Annotated in this window: 32 protein-coding genes; 21 read left to right on the forward strand and 11 right to left on the reverse strand. The window is 67.1% G+C overall.

Annotated features, from left to right (window positions below; translation table 11 throughout):
* Window positions 1–20 precede the first annotated feature (20 nt).
* Complete coding sequence (locus tag EV646_RS12560; protein WP_132147930.1) at window positions 21–845, forward strand: acyltransferase domain-containing protein; 825 nt, start codon at window positions 21–23, stop codon at window positions 843–845.
* 34 nt (window positions 846–879) lie between these two features.
* Window positions 880–1,560 carry an SDR family oxidoreductase gene (locus EV646_RS12565; protein ID WP_132147932.1) on the forward strand — a complete coding sequence of 227 codons (681 nt, stop codon included), beginning with the start codon at window positions 880–882 and terminating at the stop codon, window positions 1,558–1,560.
* Here EV646_RS12565 and EV646_RS12570 read toward each other — a convergent pair.
* Window positions 1,529–2,467, reverse strand: a complete 939-nt coding sequence (locus tag EV646_RS12570; RefSeq protein WP_132147934.1) for a polysaccharide deacetylase family protein — start codon at window positions 2,465–2,467, stop codon at window positions 1,529–1,531. The genes EV646_RS12565 and EV646_RS12570 overlap by 32 nt on opposite strands.
* A 329-nt stretch (window positions 2,468–2,796) precedes the next feature.
* Window positions 2,797–3,426 (reverse strand): DedA family protein, encoded by a 630-nt coding sequence (locus EV646_RS12575; protein ID WP_132147936.1) that lies wholly within the window; start codon window positions 3,424–3,426, stop codon window positions 2,797–2,799.
* Window positions 3,427–3,542: 116 nt separating this feature from the next.
* Between EV646_RS12575 and EV646_RS12580 the strand changes: the two genes are divergently transcribed.
* Together EV646_RS12580 and EV646_RS12585 are read left to right on the forward strand one after the other, a co-directional pair.
* Window positions 3,543–3,872, forward strand: coding sequence for an ArsR/SmtB family transcription factor (locus EV646_RS12580; RefSeq protein WP_132147938.1), 330 nt, complete (start codon window positions 3,543–3,545; stop codon window positions 3,870–3,872).
* Window positions 3,850–4,284, forward strand: coding sequence for an SRPBCC family protein (locus tag EV646_RS12585; RefSeq protein ID WP_132147940.1), 435 nt, complete (start codon window positions 3,850–3,852; stop codon window positions 4,282–4,284). The genes EV646_RS12580 and EV646_RS12585 overlap by 23 nt, the downstream gene beginning before the upstream one ends.
* 85 nt (window positions 4,285–4,369) lie before the next feature.
* Here EV646_RS12585 and EV646_RS12590 read toward each other — a convergent pair whose 3' ends face one another.
* Both EV646_RS12590 and EV646_RS12595 read right to left on the reverse strand, forming a co-directional pair.
* On the reverse strand, window positions 4,370–4,549 hold the full coding sequence (locus EV646_RS12590) for a DUF5302 domain-containing protein (protein WP_132147942.1): 180 nt from the start codon (window positions 4,547–4,549) through the stop codon (window positions 4,370–4,372).
* 98 nt (window positions 4,550–4,647) lie between these two features.
* The gene (locus tag EV646_RS12595) at window positions 4,648–4,842 is read right to left on the reverse strand and encodes a P-loop NTPase family protein (RefSeq protein ID WP_132147944.1); all 195 of its coding nucleotides are present in this window, start codon (window positions 4,840–4,842) and stop codon (window positions 4,648–4,650) included.
* Window positions 4,843–5,100: 258 nt separating this feature from the next.
* Between EV646_RS12595 and EV646_RS12600 the strand changes: the two genes are divergently transcribed.
* Genes EV646_RS12600 through EV646_RS12610 form a run of 3 tightly spaced genes read left to right on the forward strand, consistent with a single transcriptional unit; the run spans window position 5,101 to window position 7,392 of the window.
* A complete protein-coding gene (locus EV646_RS12600; protein ID WP_199236954.1) occupies window positions 5,101–5,751 on the forward strand; it encodes a LysE family translocator in 651 nt (216 codons plus the stop codon).
* A 19-nt stretch (window positions 5,752–5,770) separates the two neighbouring features.
* Window positions 5,771–6,460 (forward strand): hypothetical protein, encoded by a 690-nt coding sequence (locus EV646_RS12605; protein WP_132147946.1) that lies wholly within the window; start codon window positions 5,771–5,773, stop codon window positions 6,458–6,460.
* Between the two features lie 44 nt (window positions 6,461–6,504).
* A complete protein-coding gene (locus EV646_RS12610) occupies window positions 6,505–7,392 on the forward strand; it encodes an aminoglycoside phosphotransferase family protein (RefSeq protein ID WP_132148885.1) in 888 nt (295 codons plus the stop codon).
* Here EV646_RS12610 and EV646_RS12615 read toward each other — a convergent pair.
* Complete coding sequence (locus tag EV646_RS12615; RefSeq protein WP_241995847.1) at window positions 7,379–8,053, reverse strand: class I SAM-dependent methyltransferase; 675 nt, start codon at window positions 8,051–8,053, stop codon at window positions 7,379–7,381. The genes EV646_RS12610 and EV646_RS12615 overlap by 14 nt on opposite strands.
* Window positions 8,054–8,257: 204 nt before the next feature.
* On the opposite strand from EV646_RS12615, the gene EV646_RS12620 reads away from it, so the two are divergent.
* Window positions 8,258–8,545 carry a helix-turn-helix domain-containing protein gene (locus EV646_RS12620; RefSeq protein ID WP_132147950.1) on the forward strand — a complete coding sequence of 96 codons (288 nt, stop codon included), beginning with the start codon at window positions 8,258–8,260 and terminating at the stop codon, window positions 8,543–8,545.
* Window positions 8,532–9,830 carry a type II toxin-antitoxin system HipA family toxin gene (locus EV646_RS12625; protein ID WP_132147952.1) on the forward strand — a complete coding sequence of 433 codons (1,299 nt, stop codon included), beginning with the start codon at window positions 8,532–8,534 and terminating at the stop codon, window positions 9,828–9,830. Before EV646_RS12620 ends, EV646_RS12625 begins: the two co-directional genes overlap by 14 nt.
* Here EV646_RS12625 and EV646_RS12630 read toward each other — a convergent pair.
* Both EV646_RS12630 and EV646_RS12635 read right to left on the reverse strand, forming a co-directional pair.
* On the reverse strand, window positions 9,827–10,990 hold the full coding sequence (locus tag EV646_RS12630) for a phosphotransferase family protein (RefSeq protein ID WP_132147954.1): 1,164 nt from the start codon (window positions 10,988–10,990) through the stop codon (window positions 9,827–9,829). The two genes, EV646_RS12625 and EV646_RS12630, sit on opposite strands and share 4 nt — an antisense overlap.
* Before the next feature lie 172 nt (window positions 10,991–11,162).
* On the reverse strand, window positions 11,163–11,477 hold the full coding sequence (locus EV646_RS12635) for a YciI family protein (protein WP_132147956.1): 315 nt from the start codon (window positions 11,475–11,477) through the stop codon (window positions 11,163–11,165).
* Window positions 11,478–11,569: 92 nt separating this feature from the next.
* On the opposite strand from EV646_RS12635, the gene EV646_RS12640 reads away from it, so the two are divergent.
* Window positions 11,570–12,514, forward strand: coding sequence for an AraC family transcriptional regulator (locus EV646_RS12640; RefSeq protein ID WP_158290952.1), 945 nt, complete (start codon window positions 11,570–11,572; stop codon window positions 12,512–12,514).
* Between the two features lie 57 nt (window positions 12,515–12,571).
* Here the strand turns inward: EV646_RS12640 and ychF are convergent, their stop codons facing one another.
* A complete protein-coding gene (ychF, locus tag EV646_RS12645; protein WP_132147960.1) occupies window positions 12,572–13,648 on the reverse strand; it encodes a redox-regulated ATPase YchF in 1,077 nt (358 codons plus the stop codon).
* Between the two features lie 104 nt (window positions 13,649–13,752).
* Complete coding sequence (locus tag EV646_RS12650) at window positions 13,753–14,283, reverse strand: GNAT family N-acetyltransferase (RefSeq protein ID WP_132147962.1); 531 nt, start codon at window positions 14,281–14,283, stop codon at window positions 13,753–13,755.
* Window positions 14,284–14,401: 118 nt separating this feature from the next.
* Here EV646_RS12650 and EV646_RS12655 point away from each other — a divergent pair, with 118 nt between their 5' ends.
* The 8 genes from EV646_RS12655 (at window position 14,402) to EV646_RS12690 (ending at window position 21,826) form a co-directional block, all read left to right on the forward strand.
* Entirely contained in the window at window positions 14,402–15,259 is an 858-nt protein-coding gene (locus EV646_RS12655; protein WP_132147964.1) for a DUF817 domain-containing protein, read from the forward strand.
* 136 nt (window positions 15,260–15,395) lie between these two features.
* Entirely contained in the window at window positions 15,396–16,163 is a 768-nt protein-coding gene (locus EV646_RS12660; RefSeq protein WP_132147966.1) for a polysaccharide deacetylase family protein, read from the forward strand.
* A gap of 134 nt (window positions 16,164–16,297) precedes the next feature.
* The gene (locus EV646_RS12665) at window positions 16,298–17,467 is read left to right on the forward strand and encodes a DNA recombination protein RmuC (protein WP_132147968.1); all 1,170 of its coding nucleotides are present in this window, start codon (window positions 16,298–16,300) and stop codon (window positions 17,465–17,467) included.
* 181 nt (window positions 17,468–17,648) lie between these two features.
* On the forward strand, window positions 17,649–18,851 hold the full coding sequence (locus EV646_RS12670) for a glycoside hydrolase family 64 protein (protein ID WP_132147970.1): 1,203 nt from the start codon (window positions 17,649–17,651) through the stop codon (window positions 18,849–18,851).
* Window positions 18,852–19,230: 379 nt separating this feature from the next.
* Entirely contained in the window at window positions 19,231–19,740 is a 510-nt protein-coding gene (locus EV646_RS12675) for an ArsR/SmtB family transcription factor (protein ID WP_241995849.1), read from the forward strand.
* 104 nt (window positions 19,741–19,844) lie between these two features.
* Window positions 19,845–20,294: an SRPBCC domain-containing protein gene (locus EV646_RS12680; protein ID WP_132147972.1), complete on the forward strand. Its 450-nt coding sequence runs from the start codon at window positions 19,845–19,847 to the stop codon at window positions 20,292–20,294.
* A gap of 38 nt (window positions 20,295–20,332) precedes the next feature.
* A complete protein-coding gene (locus EV646_RS12685; protein WP_132147973.1) occupies window positions 20,333–20,668 on the forward strand; it encodes an alpha/beta fold hydrolase in 336 nt (111 codons plus the stop codon).
* Between the two features lie 108 nt (window positions 20,669–20,776).
* Complete coding sequence (locus EV646_RS12690; protein ID WP_199236956.1) at window positions 20,777–21,826, forward strand: aromatic ring-hydroxylating oxygenase subunit alpha; 1,050 nt, start codon at window positions 20,777–20,779, stop codon at window positions 21,824–21,826.
* Window positions 21,827–21,900: 74 nt separating this feature from the next.
* Here the strand turns inward: EV646_RS12690 and EV646_RS12695 are convergent, their stop codons facing one another.
* Window positions 21,901–22,515 carry an NAD(P)-dependent oxidoreductase gene (locus EV646_RS12695; RefSeq protein WP_132147977.1) on the reverse strand — a complete coding sequence of 205 codons (615 nt, stop codon included), beginning with the start codon at window positions 22,513–22,515 and terminating at the stop codon, window positions 21,901–21,903.
* Window positions 22,516–22,604: 89 nt separating this feature from the next.
* Between EV646_RS12695 and EV646_RS12700 the strand changes: the two genes are divergently transcribed.
* The 3 genes from EV646_RS12700 (at window position 22,605) to EV646_RS12710 (ending at window position 24,512) form a co-directional block, all read left to right on the forward strand.
* Window positions 22,605–22,985, forward strand: a complete 381-nt coding sequence (locus EV646_RS12700) for a winged helix-turn-helix transcriptional regulator (RefSeq protein WP_241995860.1) — start codon at window positions 22,605–22,607, stop codon at window positions 22,983–22,985.
* A gap of 318 nt (window positions 22,986–23,303) precedes the next feature.
* Window positions 23,304–23,876: a SigE family RNA polymerase sigma factor gene (locus tag EV646_RS12705; RefSeq protein ID WP_132147981.1), complete on the forward strand. Its 573-nt coding sequence runs from the start codon at window positions 23,304–23,306 to the stop codon at window positions 23,874–23,876.
* Window positions 23,877–23,879: 3 nt separating this feature from the next.
* On the forward strand, window positions 23,880–24,512 hold the full coding sequence (locus EV646_RS12710) for a hypothetical protein (protein ID WP_132147983.1): 633 nt from the start codon (window positions 23,880–23,882) through the stop codon (window positions 24,510–24,512).
* On the opposite strand, the gene EV646_RS12715 is transcribed toward EV646_RS12710, so the two are convergent.
* Window positions 24,505–25,536 carry a 4-hydroxy-3-methylbut-2-enyl diphosphate reductase gene (locus EV646_RS12715; RefSeq protein ID WP_132147985.1) on the reverse strand — a complete coding sequence of 344 codons (1,032 nt, stop codon included), beginning with the start codon at window positions 25,534–25,536 and terminating at the stop codon, window positions 24,505–24,507. The two genes, EV646_RS12710 and EV646_RS12715, sit on opposite strands and share 8 nt — an antisense overlap.
* Window positions 25,537–25,651 lie beyond the last annotated feature (115 nt).

The following is a 25,651-nucleotide window of genomic DNA, read 5'->3' on the forward strand; positions in this document are numbered from 1 at the left end:
GGATCAGTTACCGTTGGCCAGTGACGACTGCTGAGGAATATCGCCTGCTGGGGTTCAGCGACGAGGATCGTGAGGCTGCCGAGGCTTTCGAGGCGGACCCGATCGTCGTCAAGGATCTGGCCGACCAGCTCCGCGCGGAGCTGGGCAAGCTCGGCCGCGAGCCGCGGCTGCGGATGCCCGAGGATCCGCGCAACTCGGTCCAGGCGTTCCTGGACACCGTGCCCGATATACGGCGCTTCCATGCCGAGCGCGGCATCCCCGACGACATCAGCTGGGCGACTCTCGCCGACTTGGGCCAGCAGCTGAAGGTGCATCGCCGTACCAACGGCGACTACGGCCTGGAGACGCACTGGTGGATGACGATTCACTGGACCGGCCAGATCTACGCGCTCGGCCGGCTGCAGTACCTGCTCCACCAGGTCCCGGCGGACAAGCCCGTGCCGGGGACCGAGCCCGGCGAGTGGGTGATCGGCGTACACATCCCGGAGACCGGCCCGCTCACTCCATCGCTTGTCGACGACAGCTTGGCGCAGGCGCGGGAGTTCTTCCCGCGCTACTTCCCGGAGTATCCGGTGAAGACGGCGACGCTGTGGTCGTGGCTGATCGACCCGTACCTGCTCGACAACCTGCCGCCGGAGTCGAACATGGTCCGCTTCGGCCGCCGCTTCACGCCGTACGGCGAACCGACTGACAGCCAGGACGGCGCGATCTTCTTCACCTTCCGTACGCACGGTCTGGATCGGCTGGACGAATTGCCGCAGGACACCACGCTGCAGCGGCTGGTGGTCGGGCGCATCAAGAACGGCGGCACGTGGCAGAGCGCTTACGGGTATCTGCGCCTTTGACCTATAGCGTGGTCTAGGACCTAGCGTCGGTCGCATGACTGTCACGCTGATCACCGGAGGGTCCAGCGGCATCGGTGCCGCGGTGGCCCGGCAACTGCTCGCACTGGGCCACCAAGTCACGATCACCGGCCGGGACAAGTCCCGCCTCGATGCCTTCGGCTCAGATGCCCTGACTGTGGTCGGAGATGCCGCCGAGCCGTCCGCTGCGTCAGATGCCGTGAACCGGACCGTCGAGGCTTTCGGTCGTCTGGACAACATCGTCGCCAACGCCGGCTACGCGACCCACGACTCGATCGGCGACGGCGATCGAGTCGTGGGTTGGCGGCACATGGTCCTGACCAACGTCCTCGGGCCGGCCGCGCTGATCCACTACAGCTTGCCGGCCCTGCGGGAATCGCGCGGGCGAATCGTGCTGGTCGGCAGCCTCGCTGGGCACGTGCACACGCCGGGCAACATGTACGGCGCCACGAAGTTCGCCGTCACCGGCCTCGCCGAGAACGTCCGGCAGCTCGTCGCGCCCGACGGCATCGGCGTCACCCTCGTCTCCCCCGGCGCGGTCGAGACTGCCTTCTCAGACCCAGTCGGCGGCCTGGAGCCCGGCCTTCCCCGCATCAGCGCCGACCAGCTCGCCGCCACGATCGTCTTCGCCCTCAATCAGCCGCCTGAGGTCGACCTCAGCACGCTCATTGTCCGCCCGGTCGGCTCTGTCCGTTGACGCCGTACGTGTTGAGCCAACTGACCAGCTCGATGTTGCTGACGCAGCGGACGTCCGGCTGGGTGCAGGTCTCCTCGACGAACGTGGTTAGGGCGTCGGAGTAGACGCTGTTGTTCCAGCGGTTGAAGTGGTTGCCGAGGAACAGCGGCGGGTTCCCGTTGGCCCGCGACCGCGCGAGCGCCTGCCGGTACGTGGCAAGCACCTGCGCCTTGAGCGCGGGCGCCTGTGCGACCGGGACCGTGCGGGCCCCGGTCTGGGTGAACCAGAGGTTGTAGTCCATCGTCAGCGTGTTTCTGCCTGTGCCCGCGAGCTCGACCGACTGCAGCGGGAAGTCCCACAGACCGTCGGACTTCTTCGGCCAGGCGATGTAGCCGGGCTCCGTAGCGTCGTACAGCATGCCGCGCTGGACCATCGCCTGCCGGTAGGCCGACCTGTCACCTTCGAGGCACGGCGTCCGCATGCCCTGCACCGTCGCCGGGTCGAAGGGAGCCTGGCTGGGGCCGGTACGGACCATCTGGTCGAACGACTGAAGCTCCGCGGTCCATTGCGCTGCCGTCCAGCGGCCGACGCCGTTCTTGCCGCAGAAGTGACCGTTGGCGTGGGTGCCGATCTCGTGGCCCTCCGCGATCGCCTGCCGCAGTACGGCGCTGCGGCCCTGAATGCTGGCGGTGTCGCTCCAGCCGATATCGGACGAGCCGGGCTTCTGGTACGGCGGCTTGTAGTCGTCACGGCGGGACCACGGATACAGGTACGGTCCGGACAGGAAGAACGTCATCCGGGCGTCGACCTGTTTGGCGACGGCCCGCCAGCGCGACCAGAGTGCGAGGTCGCCGGCGCCGTCGAAGGAGACGACGACGAAGAGCGGCGGCTTGCCGTCTTTCAGCCCGGCAGGGAACGTTCGCGTCACCGGAGCGGCGTTCCCGGGCTGCCCCGTGTGGGTTGGCACCGTGGGGCTTGGCGTCGTGGCTGCTGGCGCCGTCGGGCTAGGCGTGGGTGTGGGGGTGGTGGGTTTGCTGGGCATGGCCGGTGTGCTGGGGCTGGGCTTCGGCTTGGTCGCCGTACTCGGGCTGGGAGAGCCCTCCAGGGGTACGTCGGCACATCCGGCCAGCAGCGCCGCCAGCACGAGCGCGGCGCCCAAGAGGTTTGCCCCAGGCCTCACCATCACTCAACTGACGCACGCCGGCCACGGTTGGTTGGGCCGGGACACGCGCTCGCGGGGAAGCGAGCGACGGATCGTTAACCCGCTGTGACTTTGGCGGCCCGGCGCCTGCCGGCGATCCGGCGGGAGGTCTCGATGACCAAGCCGATCGTGAAGGCCAGGCTCAGGCTGAAGGCGAGCGCCTTGAGCGAGTCGTGCGCGAAGGCGTCGCCGCCGAGGTAGCCGAGCAGAGCGACGTACGTGTAGGCGATGGTGACGCCGGCGAAGGTGAAGACGATGAACTTGCGGAACGAGTAGCGGGTCGCGCCGGCCGTCAGCGTCGCGACCATCCGCGCGCCGGGGATGTAGCGGACCGTCATCAGGATCAGCCCGCCGCGTGAGTGCAGCGCGGCCGACACCTTCTCGTAGAGCGCTTGTCTGCGCTCCTGCCGCTTCATCCAGCGGTGCAGCATCGGGCCGGAGCCGCGGCCCATGAAGTAGCAGGCGGACTCGCCGATGACCGAGCCGAGCATCGCCAGGACGATGACGAGCAGCAGATTCTGGTGACCTGCGGCGGCGGCCATGCCCGCGGTGACGACCAAGCCTTCGCTCGGGACCACCGGGAAGACCGCGTCGATCGCCGCGGCCAGGAACAAGATGAGCAGCAGCCAATGCGAGGCCATCGCTACGCCGAGCAGGTGTCGCGCGGCCTCCATCAACTCTGTCACCCGGCTAAGGATGCCATCCACTGTCAAGGACGCCGTTATCCCGTCGATGTGGTTCAGCGGCGGTTCACCGGATGTTCAGTCTTGACAGACACTTCACCAGTTGGTGAAGTGTTGGCGTGCTGACGACGACCTTCGGCGCGCTGGCGGATCCGACCCGGCTGGCGATCGTGAGCCGGCTGAGCCGCGGCGAGGCGACGATGGGCGAGCTCGCCGAGCCACACCGGATCACCCTGCCGGCGATGACCAAGCACGTCGGTGTGCTGGTGGATGCCGGGCTGGTGACCCGGCGGAAGGTCGGCCGGATGGTGGTATGCACGATCCGGCCGGAGGCGTTCTCCGAGGTCGAGGAGTGGCTCGGCGACCTCACGTCGTACTGGAACAGCACCGTCGATCGACTGGAAGAGCTGCTGCGAGGAGGCGGGGATGGTCACCGAGGTCAGGATTGAACGAGTTCTGCCGGCCGGAATCGGGCGCGTGTACGACGCCTGGACCCGGGCGGAGGTGATGACGCTCTGGTACTGCCCCAACCCGGCGTGGGAGCTGAAGGTGCAGGCGGACGTCCGGGTGGGTGGGGATTACGTGGTCGAGATGGGGCCCCATGTGGTCCGCGGCACCTATCTGGAGGTCGAGCCACCGCACCGGCTGGCCTTCAGCTGGAAGTGGGACGGCACCGACGACGAACCGACCCGAGTCCAGGTCGACCTCTCCGAGGTCGCCGACGGCACCCGCATGCTGCTGACTCACACCGAGTTCGCCACCGCCGAAGACGCCGAAAACCACCGCCAAGGCTGGGAGCCTCAGCTCACTCGCCTCGCCGACCTGCTCCAAACCCCGACCCCGGCAACCGGCCGCAACTAACCGCCTGCACCTCTGCTCGCGCGAGAAATGGTCGAGCCCTGGGCGGTGACCCAGGGCTCAGGCGGGTGGATGGACAGTTGGCGGATCAGCTGCCGGACTTGCGCCGGAACTGGCGCTTCTGCTTGTCGTTGTGCGCGTCGCCGACGCCCTCTCCCCGCGTCCCCGTTCCCGGGTGCGCGTGGCGGTTGGCGTTCTTCTTCTCGAGCGCTTCACGGAACTTCTTCTGCAGATCGTCCTGCGCCGGCTTGCTGGACTTGTCGCTCATACCGTCTCCTTCACAAACCGTCAGGCGTACACAACCAAGCTAACCAAGTGTCACCGCCCACCCGCCAGCCAATATCACCGCCCCCACCCCAGTCTGGACTACTGCAGGTTGGATTGGAGGTCAGCGAGCCAGCGTCGCGCCGCCCGTCGTGAGGCCAGGCGCACGACCGGCGTACGTGGTGCGTACTGCGTCAGCGCCTGCTGGAGGCGCTTCGCAGGCCCGCGACGGTAGCGCCAGATGTACCGCAGGAACTCCCAATCGATCGCCTCGGTGCAGCCCTCGGCCCGGTCCACCCTCGGCTTGTTCCCTCCCGCCCAGGCTGCACCCACCCCGGCCGCCAGAACACCGGGTCCAGATGCACCACCGGCAACCCCAGCCGCTCCCCCACCTCCAAACTCAGCCGCGTCTTCCCCGCCCCCGAGTTCCCCACCACCGCAACCCGCCGCACCCTCACTCCGGCAACGTAACGCGTCTCAGGTCTAGGAAAACCACAGTGAGGTTGCTCAGAGAGTTGTTAGGTTCAGGAGGAATCGAGCGAAGAGGAGACGCGAGTGCTGGTCAGTAGTGAGGCAGTGCTGGGGATTGCGCTGGTTGAACTGGGGTTGGTGCTGACGCCAGGCCCCAACATGATCTACCTGGTGTCGCGGTCCGTCGCGCAGGGCCGCCGGGCGGGGCTCATGTCGCTGGCCGGGGTCGGCATCGGCTTCCTGGTGTACCTGCTGGCAGCGAGTGCCGGTCTGGCGACCCTGTTCGCGCTCGTCCCCGAGATCTACGTAGCGCTCAAGATCGTCGGCGCGGCGTACCTGCTCTGGCTCGCCTGGAACGCCGTACGTCCAGGCGCCCACTCCGTCTTCGCGCCCACCGAACTCGAGCCGGACCGGCCGCGGAAGCTGTTCGGCATGGGCCTGCTCACCTGCCTGCTGAACCCGAAGATCGCGATCCTCTACATCTCCCTGCTGCCGCAGTTCCTGGACCCGGCGCGCGGCCACCTCGGCCTGCAGAGCCTGACTCTCGGCTTGGTCCAGCTCATCGTCGGCGTCCTCGTCAACGCCGTCTTCGTCATCACCGCCGGCTCGATCGCCGTTTTCCTCGCCCGCCGCCCCACCTGGATGCGCATCCACCGCTACCTCACCGGCACCGCCCTCGCCGCCTTCGCCATCCGCCTCTTCACCGACCGCGCCCGGCCGCTAGCCACGCACTAGCCGGTAGCGTCAGTTCTCGATGAACTTCCAGGACACCGAGATCAGCCGACTCCTCACCAGCGGATGGTGTACCTCCGAACCGATCGCCGCGCTGCTCCGCGACCGCGGCCTCCCGGCGATCACCCGCGAGTACCTGCTCAACGAGTTCGACTGGAAACAGGCAGAGGAAGCAACGACCGCCCTCACCGACCACTTCCGCGACGCACGCTTCGCCGACGAGGTCCAGTACGGCGTACTCCTCGTCCCGCACGTGAAGTCGCTCGACACCCGACGCTCGCTCTCGGCCGAGGTACGACCGGCTCACGTCGATGGAGACGTCTTCGACGAACGTCTGCAACCGGGTGTCGAGCTACCAACCGCTGGCCCCTGGAGCCTGGTCGCAACAGTCACAGGCGTCTACGGCCCGTCCCTAGGTAGCTACAACGCAGTCGTGACCGCTCCAGCCGAGCGTTTCGCCGTACTGGGGTCTGACACTCGGCAGTGGATGACGCGGCAGCTGTGGGGTGCCCGGGTGCTGCAGGGCGGCGCCGTACCGCCAGACTGCGAGCACAACGAGCGCTGGACCTTCACACTGTTCCCCGGTGAAGCCCTGGTCGACGGGCAGGCCGAATCGGGCACAGTGTTGAAGGGCAAGGTCCGCTTCCGCCTCGGCAAGCCCGACCGCGGCATCGGCTCCGCCCGCGTAGCACCGGCGCTGCTCATCTATTGACGTGCGGCGGACGACGCCGCGCGTGGATACTGCTGGGCGTGCCGATGCATCCTGGACAGCTCGACGTGACGACCGATTTGGTGACCCGACTCGTACGTGCGCAGTTCCCGGAGTGGAGTGCGCTGCCGGTGAGCGCCGTACGGTCGCATGGCACAGTCAACGCGCTGTTTCGCATCGGGGACAAGCTGGTGGCCCGGTTCCCGATCCTGCCCGGCGACCCGGTCGAGACGCGGAAGTCGCTCGAGGAGGAGGCCGACGCCGCCCGCCGCCTCCGGACTGTCTCGCCGTACCCGACTCCGGAGCCGGTCGGCATCGGCGAGCCTGGGGAGGCGTACCCGCTGCCCTGGGCCGTCTACACCTGGCTCGACGGGACCATCGCGTACGACGCCGACGTCGCGAGTTCGGCGGCCTTCGCCGAGGACCTGGCGACGTTCGTCCACGCAGTGCGCACTCTGCCGACCGAGGGCCGCGTGTTCACCGGCCCCTGGCGCGGCGGCAAGCTCACGACACACGACCAGTACGTCGCCGACGGTCTGGAGCAGAGCCGCTCGATGATCGACGTCGACGCCCTGGCCGCTCTCTGGGAAGACCTGCGCACCACGCCACGCACCGAGCCCGACGTATGGACCCACCGCGACCTCATGCCGGGCAACCTGCTCGCGGACAACGGCCGGCTCGTCGGTGTCATCGACGTGGGCACATTGGCCGTAGCCGACCCCGCCATGGACCTGGCCCCGGCCTGGAACCTCCTGGACGCCGGAGCCCGCGCCGCCTTCCGTACGGCGCTCGGCAGCGGCGACAACGAGTGGCGCCGGGGCATGGGCTGGTCGTTCGCCCAAGCGATCGGCTGCCTCTGGTACTACCGCGAGACCAACCCGGTCATGTCCCGCACCGCCCACCACACCCTGACAGCCCTGCTCACAGCCGCGTAGCGACAAACACGAACTCGCGCCCAGGCCGATCCGGCGCATCTCGCACCTCGTCCACCCGGAACCCAGCAGCCGCCAACGACTCCTCCACCTCGGCCCGCTCCCGGAACCGCAACGTCGAATCCGACGTCAGCACCGCACCATCCGACGCGAACACGTAGGTGCCCCGGAACGACACAAACGGCAGCTCGACCGCTGTCAGGTCACTCCACCGCTCGACCTCACCCACACCCGGAATGTCCGTCACCGCATATGTGTGCTCCCGGGTCCACTCCTCCCACGCCCGCCGCGCCGGATCCCGAGTCTCGAACACGAACCGCCCCTCGGCCCTCAGCGCATCCCGTACGCCGTTCAGCGTCGCAGCCCAGTCCTCATCCGTCAGGAACACCTGCGCCACGTTCCCGGTCATCACCGCCAGATCAACCTCCAGCGGCGGCAACGTCGTCGCATCCCCATGCACCCACCGAACCCGCTCCGCAAACTCCTTGCCCTTGGCAACCTCCAGCGACGCCTCCGCCGGATCCACCCCGACCACCTCGACCCCGTCCTTCACCAGCAGACAGACCAACTCCCCCGTCCCACACCCCACATCCAGCACCCGCCGCGCCCCGAACTCCCGCACCATCGCGACGTAATGCTCCAGATCCCCCCGATCAGCCTCCATCGCGTCATAAATCCCCGCCAACCGAGCATGCCCAAACAACGCATCCACCATCCCCCGACCCTAGGCAGCCCCAACCATCCCCGCCACCGATTTGTCGTCGTACGTTTACATCCGAAAACTGTCGCCGTACGTTTACATTTCCACCTTGTTGGCGTACGTTTACATTTGACAGATGTCAACGTACGACGACCAAAGTGAGGCCCGGTGGAAATCCACACACCGTTGGACCTGGGCGCAGTGACACGTGGCCGCCGGCGCGCACTTGGCCTTTCCCAGGCCAAGGTCGCCGAGGCTGCTGGAGTCTCGCGGCCGTGGCTTGCCCAGTTCGAGAGCGGGAAGCCGACGGTTGAGCTGGGACGCGTCCTCGCCGTACTGGCAACGCTCGAGCTGCACCTGGACGTGCGAACCGGCAACGCCACACTTCCCGAGGCCGAGCTCGATCTGGATGCTCTGATGGAGGACTACAACCGGGAGCAGCATGAGCGTGACTGAGCTGTGCCTGCTGCTCGGAGACGAGCTCGCCGGGACCGTGACACGACTCTCGAACGGCAAGCTGAATTTCCGGTACGACGACACTTACGTCAGCAAAGGTGCGACAGCCACACCGATCTCCGTGTCGATGCCGACCCATGTGACCCCGCACACCGACAGTCAGATCACCCCCTGGCTGTGGGGGCTGCTGCCGGACGACGACGCCGTACTGAATCGATGGGCACGGGAGTTCCAGGTGTCGGCTGGCTCGGCCTTCGCCTTGCTCGCCACACCTGTTGGCGAGGACTGCCCCGGCGCCGTTCGGCTGATCCCACCGGACCGCTTGCCTGCGGTGGCAGAGCCGGGTCTCACCGACGTCGACTGGCTTGGCGAGGCGCAGATCGCCCAGCGACTACGTGATCTCAAGCGGGACAACACCGCGTGGCTAGGTGCGAATCACGCTGGACGCTTTAGCCTTGCCGGTGCACAGGCGAAGACCGCACTCCTGCGCGACGGAGATCGATGGGGCGATCCCCACGGATCCGTAGCCACCTCGCACATCCTGAAGCCCGCGATCGAAGGTCTGGACAACCACGATCTGAACGAGCACCTCTGTCTCTCGGCGATGCAAGCTGCCGGCCTCTTCGCGGTCGGGAGCAGGATCGAGCGTTTCGAAGACCAGAGCGCGATTGTCGTCGCCCGCTACGACCGGCGACTCCGCGACGGACGGCAGATCCGAGTCCATCAGGAAGACCTGTGTCAGGCACTCGGTGTGCATCCCGTGCGGAAGTATCAGAATGAAGGGGGACCAGGCCCTCGGGACATCGCCTCACTGCTCAGTCGCGCCATCCCCCGCAGCGATGCACGCAAAGCCACGCTGTCCTTCCTGGATGCGTTGGTGTGGAACTGGGTCATCGCCGGTACTGACGCTCACGCCAAGAACTACTCACTTCTCCTGCAGGGGCAGCAGGTTCGGCTTGCTCCGTTCTATGACGTCGCGTCAGCGCTCCCCTACGACTCGTACCCCGAGCAGAAGATGCGGCTGGCAATGAAGTTCGGGAGCGGCTACCAGGTCAACCCGGCCAGTAGCCCGTGGGCCCGGATAGCGAGCGATCTGCACTTGCCAGTGGACGAGGTTCGCGATCGAGCCGCCCGACTCGTGGCCACTGCGCCGGATGCTTTCTCGACCGCCGCTGCGGATCCCGCCGTACGGAGGCTCGAGTCCGCACTCCCCGAGCGACTGACCGACCTGGTTGCACAACGCGCCGCACGATGCGCGCGATACCTCAACACAGGAAGTGGCTAGGCGTCGAGGGCTGTCAGGAGTTTTTGGAGGGAGGTGCCGGTCATGGGGTTGCTGAGGAGGTCAAGGGTTTCGCGGTCGGCGAAGGTGGCGTGGTCTGGGTCCGTGGGGTCGATGGCTTCGCAGATGGTGTTGTGCGTCCAGTTGAGGTACGCCGTGACTGCTGTAGCGAAGCAGGTCAGGTCGAGTTCGGGCCATTGGCCCGCTGCCTGGATGTAGCCGTCGCGGAAGGCGGTGATCGCGGGGCGGCTGATCGTCGGCCGCAGGGTCCAGTGGGTGAGGGCGGATCCGAGTTCGAGCTCAGGGGTGAGCGGGCCGGCGAAGTCCCACTCGGTCACGACGAGCTCGTCCTTGTGGCCGAGGTGGACGTTCTCCGGGATCAGGTTGCGATTGCACAGTATGAGCTTGTCGTCGTCGATGCCGGCCTCGATCGTCTGCAGGTCGAGCAGGGCTGGGAGTACTTCCTCGAGCAGGTCGGCCCACGGCTTGCCGGCGGCGCGGGCCCGGTCGAGGAGCTTGCCCCAGGCGTCGTCGGGCTTCCGCGCCGTCAGGTACCAGTGCATCGCCGTATCAGTGGGAATGGCCAGCGAGTGAAGCGTCCCGTAGATAGCGCCAATCCGGCCCGCGACGGCCGCCGGTGTCGGCATCACCGGCGAAGGTCCGACCTCCATCCACTCATGGACCCGCCAGTTCTCGTCCTGCACCGTTTCGATCAGCCGACCCTCGGGACTGCGTACCGGAACCGGCGCCGCGACCCCAGCCGCAACCGCCGCGTCGCGCAGCCGAGAACCGAGCTCAGCCTGTTCCGTGGTCATCCACGGATACACAGTGACGGCAAGCCAGCGACCCCGATCGGTGGGGATCGACCAACTCCGCCCCATCGGCGTGAACGACACGGCTGATACCGCCCCGGTGACGCTCCCCAGATCGAACGCGGCAGCCAATGCCTCAGCGAGCCCATCCGGTACGACGACCGGTGCCGCGGCACGGCGCTCGGCCTCGGACTTCAATTCGGTCCAGTCGCGCATGCCGTAGTCGGACGCCAGCGCACGTTGAGCATCGGCAAGAGATGCGTCAGGGCTGGATTCCCGGAGAGCGGCGAGGAGGTCCTTGGCCTCCTTGCGCAGAAAACCAAGACTCGGCTTGTCAGGCAGAATTCGCACAGCGCGTCCTCTCGCACCCGGACTCGCACGGGCACCAGGAGCGTTGAGCGCCACTGACTGAGCGGGGTGGCTTCCAGCCTTCCGGCGAGTCTCGACGCAGCCCCAACCACGCCCCCAAAACCCTACCCGAGCCCAGTCATCCCCGGCAACGGACTGCCCACCCAGCCAGGACTCAACCAGGCGAAACGGCCTGGCTCACCTGGAGTGCCCCACCTCGCCCGACGAACGGATCGTCGCGCAGTAACTCGGCCACGGCAGCCAGATCGTCGGCTTCAAGGATCGAGTAGCCCCCGGCCGGTCCCTCGGCGACGCCGTCGACGAGACCGTCGCTCGACACCACCGCGGAGCTGCCCAACGGAGCACCAGGATCAACCAAGGCGGAGCCGACCTGGCTGACCCAGGCCATGAACGCGGCCATCGCCTGCTGCTTCTCCTCCTCGTTCCGAGGGGGAGAGGCACCGTGGTAGGTCACAAGAAACTTCGCCATGACCACGACGCTACGGGCACGCCTGGGCGGTCTGAATGTCCTACAGGACACGAGACATGTCCAATCGTCCACCGCCGATTTACCCTGACCGCGTGAGTCGCATCAGTCCTCCGTCGGACGACCTCGCCGAGGTGCTCAAGGCAATCAACGTCCGGAGCACGATCCTGTGTCGCTCGCACTTCACCGCCCCCTGGGCCTTCCGCGTCGACGGCTCGGATCTCGCCAAGTTCCACATCGTGCTCGACGGCGCGGCATGGCTGGAGCTCGACAGTCCGGCGGAGTCTCATCGGCTCGAAGCCGGCGCCATCGTCGTACTTCCGCGCGGCACCGGGCACGTCGTACGCGATGAGCCGGGCACCCCCGTGCGCTACCTCGAGGCCATCCTCGCCGATCATCCGCTCGACTCTGCTGGACGCCTGCTGTACGGCGGTGACGGCCCGAGCAGCACCGTGCTGTGCGGTGCGTTCGACGCCGCCCTCCTGCCCGACGACATGACCGACCTCCTGCCACGGGCTCTGGTGCTGGACCAGGATGGAAGCGGCAGAGTCACCCGCTGGCTCCAGCCGTTCGCCGATCTGTTGGCCTCGGACGGCGCTGCCCCGGGCGAGGCCGCGGTTCTGGCCAAGGTGGCCGACGTATTCCTCACTGAGTTCCTCCGGCAGTACCTCACACAGCAGGAGGCTGCCCTGGTACATCAGCCAACCGAAGACGGCGACGGCGCGCCGATCGCTGCCGCCCTGCGACTCATGCGACGCGATCCACGGGCGCGATGGACGGTCGAGGGCCTCGCGAGGCAGGTCGGAATGTCCCGTACGGCGTTCGCCGCGCACTTCCGCGATTCCGTCGGCGAGCCACCTCTCAGCCATCTGACGCGCGTCCGCCTCAGCCAGGGCGCCGGCTATCTGGCCACCACCTCACGCACCATCGCCGCGATCGCGAGGGACGTCGGCTACGACAACGAATCGTCGTTCTCCAAAGCCTTCAAGCGCCTCTACGGCCGCTCCCCCAGCACCTTCCGCACCGAATGGTCCGGGTAACCCGCTTCAAGCGTCGCGGCAGAAGCGTCGCCCACTTAACCCGCTACCCCGCGAGAGTCAGACGTTGAAGCGGAATTCGACGACGTCGCCGTCTTGCATGATGTAGTCCTTGCCTTCCATGCGGACCTTGCCGGCGGAGCGGGCGGCGACCATCGAGCCGGCGTCGACGAGGTCGTCGTACGAGACGATCTCGGCCTTGATGAAGCCGCGCTGGAAGTCGGTGTGGATGACGCCGGCTGCCTCCGGGGCGGTCGCGCCGCGCTTGATCGTCCAGGCGCGGGCTTCCTTGGGTCCAGCGGTGAGGTACGTCTGCAGGCCGAGCGTCTCGAACCCGACCCGGGCGAGGACGTCCAGGCCCGGCTCGTCGATACCCATCTCGGCGAGCATCTCGCGTGCCTCGTCCTCGTCGCCGAGCTCGACCAGCTCGGCCTCGAACTTCGCGTCCAGGAAGATCGCCTCGGCCGGCGCGACCAGATCACGCATCTGCTGCTTCAGCGCTTCGTCGGCGAGCTCGTCGGCGTCGCAGTTGAAGACGTACAGGTACGGCTTGGCCGTCATCAGCATCAGCTCGCGGATCGCGTCCCGGTCCACGTCGGTGGCGATGATCGGCGTACCCGCCTCGAGGTGCTTCTGCGCGACCCGGACCGCCTCCAGCACGGCCCCGCTCTCCTTCTTCAGCCGGGCTTCCTTCTCCAACCGCGGGATCGCCTTCTCGACGGTCTGCAGGTCAGCCAGGATCAGCTCGGTCTGGATCGTGGAGATGTCGTCGGCCGGCGAGACCTTGCCGTCGACGTGCGTGACATCGTCGTCGCGGAACACCCGGGTGACCTGACAGATCGCGTCCGACTCGCGAATGTGGCTGAGGAACTTGTTGCCCAGCCCCTCACCCTCGGACGCACCGCGGACGATGCCGGCGATGTCGACGAACTGCACGGTGGCGGGGATCACCTTGGCAGAACTGAACACCTCGGCCAGCTTCGCCAGCCGCGGGTCCGGTACGCCGACCACACCGACATTCGGCTCGATCGTCGCGAACGGGTAGTTCGCCGCGAGCACGTTGTTCTTGGTCAGCGCGTTGAACAGGGTGGACTTGCCCGCGTTGGGGAGCCCGACGATTCCAATGGTGAGTGCCACGGGCGTCAAGAGTACGCGTCAACCCCCACCCCACCCCAATCCGCAAGGCCAGCCGACCTGCACCGGTCCGCGATACAGCCAGCGATCGTGCTGTCTGCTGGGGGTCAGGTCACGAAGGATTCGAGTTCGGCGCCATACCAGCGTCGGGTCCGGCCGAGCGGACGCATGCCCAGGCGGCGGCAGACGGCTAGGGAGGCGTGGTTGTCGGGGCGCACCACCGCGTAGATCTCGTCCAGCCCGGCCCGGAACCCGTGCGCGATCGCCGCCCGGGCAGCCTCCGTCGCGAGGCCCCGGCCCCAGGAATCGGGATGGAGATGCCAGCCGACCTCGATTTCCCCCTTGCTCTGGGTCCCGTCGGACGGATCGGGCAGGGGAACGAGCAACACAGTCCCCGCGATGCTCCCCGTCGACCGCTCCTCGACCGCCCAGACGCCGTACAGCGGGTCCGTGTTCCGCTCGTTCCAGCGTTCGATCAGCCGGGTCGCGGCGCCGCGGTCTGTCATCACCCGTGGCTCGGCACCGAGCCAGCGCGACACCTCCCAGCGCCGGTAGATGTCGAACACCCGGTCCCCATCGGCGTCCGCCCAGTCGCGCACCACGAGCCGGTCGGTCTCGTAGACCACCTTCGGATTCATCGGCGGCACACCTCCCCATCCCTTGCCGTTCAAATACCCATCCGAACCAGCCAAGGGCAAGCGACGTCTCCAGTCTGTGACCAGTTGGAGAGTTCGCAGCGGTGATCGACCACGCTTCGTGACCAGTTGCCTCCAATTCCTGAGGTTCGGCTGGCTCGAGGCGGTCTCGTGCCTGTTCCCGATCTGCCTGTTCGCCGGCCTCGCCGTCTCCAGGTACGTCGACCTCCCGATCCCCCGCTACGACGCTCTGCTCGTGTACTGCGTAGGTCTGACCCTCCTGTTCTGGCTCGTCCGGCTGGAGACCTGGCGCGAGGTCGCGGTGATCTTCGGGTTCCACCTGGTCGGGCTCGGGCTGGAACTGTTCAAGGTGCGCGTCGGCTCGTGGCAGTACCCGGGTGACGCCTACACCAAGATCGGCGGGGTGCCGCTGTTCGCCGGCTTCATGTACGCCGCGGTCGGCAGCTACCTCTGCCAGGCGTGGCGCCGGTTCGACCTGCGCGTGAGCGGCTACCGCCCCGTGCTGACCACGATCCTCGCGCTGCTGATCTACGCCAACTTCTTCACCCACCACTGGATCGTGGACCTGCGAATCCCGATCGCGCTGGGGCTGCTCGTCGTACTGCGTCGTACCTGGGTCTTCTACACAGTCGGCGTACGGCGGTATCGGATGCCGCTCGCGGTGTCGTTCGGGCTGATCGGCTTCTTCCTGTGGGTGGCGGAGAATTTCGGCACGTTCCTGGACGCGTGGAACTACCCCGACCAGGTCGACGTGTGGCGACTGGTGCATCCGGCGAAGTTCGGCGCTTGGGCGTTGCTGGTCAGCATGAGCTTCGTCCTGGTCGCGAGTGTCAAGTCGCTGGAAGGGCGGCTCTACCACCGCGGCACGGCGGCCACCGTCGCGACGCCGAAGGCGACCGACGTCAACGCGGATGAGATCTCTCCGCAACATCAGGATGCCAACCAGATCAGCGATTGACGCGTCTCTCATGGTGTCCGGTACAGCACACACGTGGGTAGGGCGCCTGACGGCAAGGTGCGTGTGGGCTGTGCGCTTGTGAGGCTCCTTCGGGGGAGCAACCGGGTTACATCCGCCTGATCTGCAAGGGAGCATCATGTCCCGTAAGTTTGCTGCGATCGTCGCGAGCGGGTCGGCTTTGGCCTTTCTCGTCATCGGTTCGCTGATCGCCATCGCGCTGGGCAACGTCCGGCCACCGACGCCTGCCGCAGCGTCGACCACGCCGAGTGTCACGCCTAGCGCGACGCCGACGTCCACTCCCAGCGTGAACGCGCCGTCCACAGCGCACCAGCCGACTCCGAACCCGACCGCAGCTCTTGCTGCAGGCAACAAAAAGGTACTGTTCCTCACCTTCGACGACGGGCCGGACCCGGTCTGGACGCCCGAGGTGCTGGCCGTGCTGGCGAAGTACGACGCCCATGCGACCTTCTTCGAGCTCGGCAGCATGCAGGCCGCGCACCCCGGACTGCGCGAACAGGTGCTTGCCGCTGGCAACACCATCGGCAGCCACTCGATCACGCACCCGCAGCTGACCGCCATCTCCCCCGCCAGACGGCACCACGAGATCTTCGACGGCCCTCGGTCGACCTGCTTCCGGCCGCCGTACGGCGCCACGAACGCGAAGGTCCGCGCCGACATCAAGGCGGCCGGCATGGTCCAGGTGCTCTGGGACGTCGACCCGCGCGACTGGGCCCGGCCCGGGACGAACGCGATCGTGCAGAACATCCTCACGCACGCGCACCGGCGCAATATCATCCTGCTGCATGACGGCGGCGGGAACCGTTCGCAGACCATTGCCGCTCTGGACAAGGTTCTCCCCCTTCTGAAGGCGCAGGGCTACTCGTTCCCCGCGATGGACTGCTGACCTCCACCTTCTCCGGCCAGGGCTGCGCTCACCATGAACTGATCCGGCACTGATCCGGCATCTTTCCGGAACTCTCCCGGCAATCTGGGCGATCCGTTCGAAAACTGTCGGCGGCGTTCGGCACTATCGGTGACATGACCGGTACGACGACGTTGTTGCTGCTGCTGTTCCTCGCGGTGGGGTTGCTGCTCGGGGCTGTGTTCGGCGTGCTTTGGGTGCGCGGACGAGACGGCGCTGCCCTTGCGCGGGTGACAGCTGAGCGGGACGCCGCCGAGGACCGCGTCGTAGAGCTGACGCAGGAGCGGACCACGGTTGGGCAACAGATGTCCGGGCAGGCGGTGGTGAAGGATGCGCTGGATCGCCTGCACGCGCAGCTGAATCAGCTCGAGCAGGGTCGGGCCGCATGGCAGAGCCAGCTTCATCAACAGGTCAACGAAGTGCGTATGAGCGGCGAGGCGCTGCGACGCGAGACGGCATCGTTGTCGACCGCATTGCGCAAACCGCAGGTGCGCGGGCGGTGGGGCGAGCTTCATCTCCGCCGGACTGTCGAGCTGGCCGGCATGGTCGCGCACTGCGATTTCACCGAGCAGACGACAACCGTCGGCGAAGACGGGCTGCTGCGTCCTGACCTCGTGGTGAGACTTGCCGAGGGCAAGAATCTGGTCGTCGATTCGAAGGTGCCGCTCGCCGCATTCCTGGAGGCCGCCGAATCCGACGACGCAGGGTTCCGCGAGGAGCGGTTGCTGGCGCACGCTCGGCACCTGCGAACGCACGTCGATCAGCTGGCGTCGAAGGCGTACTGGACACGTCTGTCGCCATCACCGGAGTTCGTCATTCTCTTCGTGCCCGGCGAGTCGTTCCTGTCCGCCGCTCTCGATGTCGAGCCGTCCTTGCTCGAGTACGCCGCCGAACGCCGGGTGATCCTGGCGACGCCAACGACGCTCATCGCCACCTTGCGCGCGGCGGCGTACGCCTGGAACCAGTCGGCCCTGACCGAATCGGCGCAGCAGGTCTTCGAGTTGGGACGCGAACTGTACGAGCGCCTCAGCACCATGGGCGAGCACCTCGGCCGAGTCGGCCGGTCGCTGACCTCCGCTGTCGAGGCGTACAACGGTACGGTCGGATCGTTCGAGCGGCGGGTGTTCATCACGGCCCGCAAGCTGAGGGACCTCCACGTGACCGAGGCCGAGTTGACCGCGATGGAGTCCATCGAGTCCTCCGTCCGCCCACTCACCGCACCAGAGTTCCTCGCCCTCGAGGACCGCGAATCAACCCGCCGCTGGCCACCGCCGCAGGCCGGCTAATCGCCGACCGCCCATCGCTTGCCCCAGGCAACCGGTAGGTCGGCTGTCGGAAAGCCGACAGAGGCTCGGCATTGACATCAGTGGCGGGCTATAGCAGCGTGAGAGCGCTCTCACCGTCGGTGATCAACCGTCCCTCGCCGACTGGGTCACCTTCTCGTACGGGACAGCCTGAGGAGGAGCTGTGCGCATCAAGCATCATCTGCAGGTGATCGTCGCGGCTGTGGCGACCGTTGCCGGCGTACTGATTAGCAGCGTCGGCAGGCCGGTGGAAGCTGCACCGGGCGAGGCTGTGCCCGCGACTATTCCGTTGAAGGTCACGAACAACTCGGGTCGCGCGGATCCCGTGTACGTCTACAACCTCGGGACCAACCTGGCCACCGGGCAGCAGGGCTGGGCCGATGCCGCGGGCAACTTTCACGCCTGGCCCGCTGGCGGCAATCCGCCGACACCCGCGCCGGACGCGTCGATCCCCGGGCCGGCCAACGGGCAGTCCGTGACACTCAGGATGCCGAAGTTCTCCGGCCGCGTGTACTTCTCCTACGGTCAGAAGCTCGTCTTCAAACTCACCACCGGCGGCTTGGTCCAGCCCGCAGTACAGAATCCGAGCGATCCGAATCGCAACATCCTGTTCAACTGGTCCGAGTACACGCTCAACGACTCCGGTCTGTGGATCAACAGCACCCAAGTCGACATGTTCTCCGCTCCATACGCCGTCGGTGTGCAACTTCCCGACGGCACGACAAGGACGACAGGTCACCTCAAGCCAGGCGGATACAACGGCTTCTACACCGCGCTTCGCGGCCAGCCGGACTGGGCGGGCCTGATCCAGACCGCGCCGGACGGATCCGTACTGCGCGCACTCGCACCCCTGTACGGCGTCGAGACCGGCGCGCTCCCGGCGAGTGCGATGGACGACTACGTGAACCGGGTCTGGTCGAAGTACAGCTCACAAACGTTGACCGTCACACCTTTCGCCGATCAGCCGAACACCAGGTACTTCGGTCGCATCGCCGGCAACGTCATGAACTTCACCGACAGCTCGGGCGCGACTGTCACGTCGTTCCAGAAACCGGATTCGGCCAGCATCTTCGGCTGCTTCAAGTTGCTCGACGCACCGAACGACCTGGTCCGCGGCCCGATCTCCCGCACCCTCTGCGCCGGCTACAACCGCTCGACGCTGCTGGCGAACCCAAACCAGCCAGACCCCAACTCCGCCGGCTTCTATCTCGACTCCGTCACCAACCACTACGCCCGCGCAGTCCACGCACAAATGGCCGACGGCAAGGCATACGCCTTCGCCTTCGATGACGTAGGCAACCACGAATCCCTAGTCCACGACAGCAACCCTCAACAAGCCAACCTCTCCCTCGACCCACTCAGTTGAAGATGGATCGGTCACGTAGACGGCCGTCCGGGCAACAACACACCGAATGGCGCCGATCGGTCAGCTCCATTTGAAGGCTGCGGGCGGGGCCGCCCGCCGGAAGGGCTGGCGCCAGGGACGCCCACACCTGGAGAACTGGGGCCGAGGATCGAGGCTCGGCAGTCGCTTGCAGGGCTCTAGTCGGTCGCGCCTGGAGGTCCCGGGGCTGGACAGCCCCTTGAAACATGTGGCGGGCTGCCCCAACTTCGCCTCCTGCCGAGCTAGACGGCCGACGGCGGAGGCGGAGGCGGAGGCTGAGGCTGGGCGGCCTCCGAGCTGCGACCAGTCGGGGCTGCATGAGCTCTTGACGGATTGGTTGGTTAGTGGCAGCTTACCGTTCGTGGGGACTTACGGATTGGTTGAGGCGGCGGGGCCGGTGCTGGATGCGCTGGGGGATCCGACGCGGCGGGCGATTCTGGAGACGTTGCGGCGGGGCGGGCCTAGTTCGGTCAGTGCGTTGGCTGAGCGGATTCCCGTCAGCCGGCCGGCGATCTCGCAACACCTCAAGGTGCTCGGGGCGGTGGGGCTGGTGGATCACGAGTCGCGCGGCACGCGGAACATCTACCGCGTCGACCGCACCGGCCTCGACGAACTGCGGGACTGGCTGGACCAGTTCTGGTCTGACGCGTTGGACGCGTACGCCGACCACATTCGCCGCACGGAGGTCGAGCACGCAGACGTACGACGTGCCGAGGCCGAGCACGCGGATGTACGACACGCCGAGCGCACGGACGAGCGAGGGAGCGAGGCCGGGCAGGCGGACGAGCCCGCCGGCGAGCACCGGCGCATGGATGAGCGGCGCGGCGAGGCCGGGCACGCAGACGACGTCTTGCGGCCGGGCAAGCGGTGAACGGCCTCCGAGGTCCGGCGCGTGGTGAACGGCGTACAGGCAGGGCCGGGTAGGCGACGTACCGGAGCCTAGGCGTGGATAACGAGCTACTGAGGAGGACGGGGATGGACATCGATCAAGAGCTGGCGCCGCTGATCAAGAGAGTGGTGGTGCCGGTGGGGGTTGAGCGGGCGTTTGAGGTGTTCACGGGTGAGATGTCCGCGTGGTGGCCGCTGGTGACGCATTCGATTCTGGGGGAGGCTGCGCGGGATGTGCGGTTCGAGAGTGGGGTGGGCGGTCAGATTCTCGAGTACGGCGATGACGGGGTGGTCGGTTCCTGGGGGACGGTTTCTGAGTGGGATCCGCCACGGCTGGTGAGTTTCAGTTGGCATCCCGATACCGATCCGGACGAGGCGGGGCAGGTGACGGTGAGCTTCACGGCGGTCGACGGCGGCACCGAGGTCGAGCTCGTCCACACCGGCTGGGAGCGGCGTCCCGACGGCGTACGCGCGAGAGCGAGCTACGACACCGGTTGGGACTACGTCCTCGGCTTCTACACAGCCGGCGCACGCTAGGTCAGCACTCGCGCAGGCCGACAGTTCCATCCCGACGCGTGACGTCTCCCGCGTCCGTGCCCGAGGAGTTTGTCCAGGTCCTGGTCGGCGAGAGCATGAAGGCCGAGGCTCGCGTCTGGCGAGGGACGCTGCGCGGCTTGCTCGATGCTGAGCTGCCGGTTGCACTGGATCGAATCACGGCTTCAACGCTGCTGATCTGGGGCGACCAGGACGCCTTCGTGACAGACGATCAGAAGGTTCTTCTCGACGGCATCCCTGACGCTCGGCAGGTTGTCTACGTGGGTGGGGGCCACGGCCCGCACCTGGCAGAGCCGGACCGAGTCGTCCCGGACATCGTTGACTTCCTCACCCTTGTCGCATCCAAGAACGCCTGATGGCGCTCGACTTTGGATGGGGTGGCGGCTGATAGTGGGCGGATGGTGAACGCGCCGGTTGATGTTCGGGGGCTGGAAGCTTCGTTGCGGCCGCATGGGGAGTCGGTCATGTTGCCGCGCGAGGCTTATACCGATCTCGCCGTACTCGCGTGGGAACGGCGGCATTTCTTCGCGGCGAGTTGGACCTGCGTCGGGCGGGTCGACGAATTGTCCGACGGTACGACGCATTGCGCGAGCACTGTCGGGGATATTGCGGTGATGCTGACGTTCGGGGATCGGCCTCGGGCGTTCGCGAACACCTGCAGGCATCGCGGGCATGAGTTGCTGCAGCGCGGGGAGAGCAGCGATCGGCGTTCTGTGGTTTGCCCGTATCACGGGTGGTCGTACGAGCTTGATGGCGTGGTGAAGGCCGCGCCGCGGATGGGTGAGGCGTTCGACCCGGCGCCATACAAGCTGGTCGAGCTGCCTGCGGAGGTGTGGCACGGCTGGCTGTTCGTGAATGCGACCGGTACGGCGACGCCATTCAGCGAGCACCTTGGCGGGATCACCGAGCTCGTCGCGCCGTACCGGCCGGAGGAGCTCGTCCTGAAGGCGCGGCATCAGTACGACGTCGCGTCCAACTGGAAGACGATCGTCGAGAACTACCACGAGTGCTACCACTGCCCGCTGATCCATCCCGAGCTGTGCAAGGTGTCGCCGCCGAACTCGGGCGACAACTGGAACCTTCCCGGCGCATGGGTCGGCGGGCTGATGGACCTGCGGCCGGGTGTCGAGACGATGTCGCTCGATGGGCGGTCAGGTGGGGTGCCGTTGCCTGGCGTGGATCCGCGGCGGGTCAACTACCTCGGTCTGTTCCCCAACCTGCTGATCTCGCTGCACCCGGACTACGTGATGACGCATCGGCTGGAGCCGCGTGCGCCGGGGCTGACGGCGATCGAGTGCTCGTGGTACTTCCCGGCGGAGGTGCGGGATCCGTCGTACGCCGTGGATTTCTGGGACGTCACCAATCGCGAGGACTGGGCGGCTTGTGAGTCGGTGCAGCGCGGGGCGGAGTCGCCGCACTTCCGGCCCGGGCCACTGGCGCCCGCGGAGGACGCCGTCTACCAGTGGGTGACGATGATCGCCCGCGGCTACCTGGGCAAGCCGCTCAGTACCTGACCGCATCGTGGATCCGGCGCCGAGTCGTGGATTTCTGCGCCGTACGGCGACTGAAATCCACGACTCGATGGTGGTCAGTAGCCGAGGGTGAAGCGGCGGCGGGGGTGGGCGGGGGTGTCGATTTCGTTGAGGAGGGCTACGGCGTAGTCCTCGGCGGAGATGTGGTCGCCGACGGGCTCGTCGAGGCTGAGGCGGAAGGTGCCGGTGCGCTCGCCGGGGGCGATGACGAAGGCAGGCGACAGCAGGGTCCAGTTGACCGACTCGTCCGTGGCGCGGAGGTTGTCGAGGGCCTGGGACAGGGTCAGCGCCTCAGCCTTGTACGCGGCGGGGAAGTCCGGGCCGTCGACCACACGGTTGCCGTTGACAACCAAGCTGCCGGCGCCGCCGACCACCAGCAGGCGGGTCTCGGTGCCGCGCACGGCGGTGGCGAGGTTGTCGATCGCGTCCAGGAAGTCCTGGTGGTCGCCGCCGGTGCGGCTGGGGCCGATCGCCGAGACGAGCACGTCCGCGTCGGCGGCGAGCTCCTTGGCCGAGGCAACGTCATTCGCGTTGCCCCGTACCGCTCGTACGCCGGCCGGCAGTTCGACGCCCGATCGCGTAACGCCGATCACCTCGTGTCCCCGGCTGACCGCCTCGGCGGCGATTCGGCTGCCGATCATGCCACTCGCGCCGTAGATCGCGATCTTCATCCCTGACATCCTTCCAATAGATGAACTCTCAACTTCTTGGCAATAGTATCCATTGGTTATCGGCTACTTCAACGTGCTATAAGTACCTTGTGGGAACTATTGGAGAGGTCCACGGCCGGGGCGACGTGTTCGACCCGAACTGCCCGACGCGCGTCATCCTGGACCGCATCGGCGACAAGTGGACCGTTCTCGCCGTACTGCTGCTGAGGAACGGCCCGCGCCGGTTCACCGAGCTCCGCAGTGGAATCGGCAGCGTCGCGCCGAAGGTGCTGACGCAGACCCTGCGGCGCCTGGAGCGTGACGGGCTGGTCACGCGTGAGGTGTTCGCCGAGGTCCCGCCGCGGGTCGTCTACAGCCTGACCCCGATGGGCGAGTCGCTGATCAAACCGATCAACGCCATCACCGAGTGGGCCGAGGAGCACATGCCGGCCATCACCAACGCCCAGCAGCAGTACGACGCCACCACCTGAGCCCCGCACCCTCGCCTGTGCGTCGCGTAAGGCGGCGCCCTCCGCCAGCCGCGGCGCCTTTGGCATCGCGTCGCCAGGGCCGGCGCGGCCGGGCTGAGTTTGTAGCGGAGGGGCGCGGCGCGGCGGCGGCGCGTGTTCTTCCTTTGACTTGAGCGTACAGCGATGGGGTGCTGGTGGGCGGAAGTTATCCACAGGGCCCGACTGGTGGGGCGTAGCCGACGGGAATATCACAGGCTGCGCGCGGTTGGGTTGCGACTCAACCTTTCTGGGCTGGGGCGTCATCACACTCCTGACTGGGATGACGGATGGGGGCTGGGGATGGATCCAGGGCGCGACAGGGAGTTCGCGGAGTTCGTGGATGGGCGGTTCAGGGCGTTGCAGCGGTTCGGGTATTTGCTGACCGGTGAGTGGCACCTGGCTGAGGATCTCGTTCAGACCTCGCTGACGAAGGTGTGGTTCCACCGGCACTCGCTGCGGAGCGGGAACGCGCTGGAGAGCTACACGCGCACCGTGATGGTGAACACCAGCACGCAGTGGTGGCGGCGGAAGTGGAAAGGTGAGACGCCGACCGAGCATCTGCCGGAAGCGCAGAGCCGGGAGGAGTACGGCGCTGTCGACGACCGCGACCAGCTGCTGCGCGCACTCGCCACACTCCCCCGTCGTACTCGCGCGACGCTCGTACTGCGGTACTTCGAAGATCTCCCGGAGGCCGAGATCGCCCAGATCATGGGCTGTTCGCTCGGCACCGTGAAGAGCAACGTCTCCCGCGGGCTCGCCAAGCTCCGCGAGCACGAGCTGGTCAGCGCCGCCGCTACCCCGAGAGCCACCGCTACCCCGAGAGCCGCCTCCCCTGTCACGAAGGCCGACTCCCCTGCCCCGAAGGAGGGCTGAGCCATGACCGACGATCTCAAGGACAAGTTCGAGCTGTTGGTCGCGGACCCGCCACCGCCGAGCGCCGTGCCGAGTGAGGCTGTGTTCGCCAGGGTCCGGACGGTACGACGTCGTCGTACGGCGGCTGTGGTGACGGTCGCGGCGACCGCGGTGGTAGCCATTGTCGTTGCTGCAGGCAACCTCACCGACGTCGACAGCCGGCCACCGGTGACAGGCACCACCCCGGTGCCCGTGATCACCGGACCGCCGACTGTCAAGCCAACCACAGCAGCGATCGCGGCGGCCGTGGCGCTCAAGCCGGTCGTCAGCGGCCGGACCGTCAGGATGAGTGTGACGGTCTCAGGGACAGTGCTGGTGCCGACTGCGGACGGCGCGAACCTGCCGGCCGATACGACGTTCCTCAACCTGTCCGCAGGTACGACGTACAACTTTGGCGACGGCTACACCAGCGGATCGGACGGCGGTGGAGTCATGTGCAGCAAGTCGAAGAAGCGCACTACGGGACGGGAGACCTACCAGCTGGAGACGCACACATATGCGAAGCCGGGGACGTACACGTTTACCTACAGCGTGCAGTATTGCGGCGCGAAGGGCTGGTTCCCCACCAGCAAGACCACCAAGTTGGTGATCAGATAGTCCAGGCGTGGTCGGAGGTGCCGGTGGTCGGGAGGCCGGCGGCCTTCAGGTCGGTGCGGAGCTCGCGGGGCAGGGCGAACGTCAGGCTCTCCTCGGCCGTGGTGACCTCCTGGACCTCGCTGTACCCGCGCTCGGCCAGCCAGCGCAGGACGTCGCGGACCAGGATCTCCGGCACGCTCGCACCGCTCGTCACGCCGACCGAGTCCACGCCTTCCAGCCAGGCCTCGTCGATCTCGGCGGCGTAGTCGACCAGGTAGCCGGCCTTGGCGCCGTGCTCGACGGCGACCTCGACCAAACGAACCGAGTTCGACGAGTTGCGGGAACCGACGACGATCATCAGGTCGGCCTCGGGGGCGAGCTTCTTGACCGCGGCCTGGCGGTTCTGCGTCGCGTAGCAGATGTCGTCGCTCGGCGGGTCCTGCAGGTTCGGGAAGCGCTCGCGCAGCCGCCGTACGGTTTCCATCGTCTCGTCGACGGACAGCGTGGTCTGGGACAGCCAGACGACCTTCTCGGGGTCGCGAACGGTCACGTTCGGTACGTCGCCTGGGCCGTCGACGAGGTGGATGTGCTCCGGCGCCTCGCCGCTGGTCCCGATGACCTCCTCGTGACCCTCGTGGCCGATCAGCAGGATGTCGTAGTCGGTGGCGGCGAACCGCTTGGCCTCGTGGTGCACCTTGGTGACCAGCGGGCAGGTCGCGTCGATCGTCTTCAACTGTCGCGCGGCCGCCTCCTGGTGCACCACCGGGGACACGCCGTGCGCGGAGAAGATGACGGTCTCTCCCTCGGGCACCTCGTCGGTCTCGTCGACGAAGATCGCGCCGCGCGCCTGCAGCGTCTGCACGACGTGCTTGTTGTGCACGATCTCCTTACGCACGTAGACCGGCGGCCCGTACAGGTCGAGCGCCTTCTCCACCGCGACCACCGCCCGGTCCACGCCGGCGCAGTACCCGCGTGGCGCAGCGAGCAGCACCCGCTTGGTCCTCACCGCGGTCGTCGTACCAGTGCTTTCAGGCTGGGCAGTCACGCCCCCATCGTACGGGCCGCATCCAGGCCCGCCGGAGCCGCGGAGTCCTCGCAGCAGATTTCTGTGAGGAGCATCACGCTGTGGAGCGTAGGAGCCGCCCGCCCTGTCCGGACGG

This window comes from Kribbella antiqua (assembly GCF_004345665.1).
Lineage (GTDB): Bacteria > Actinomycetota > Actinomycetes > Propionibacteriales > Kribbellaceae > Kribbella > Kribbella antiqua.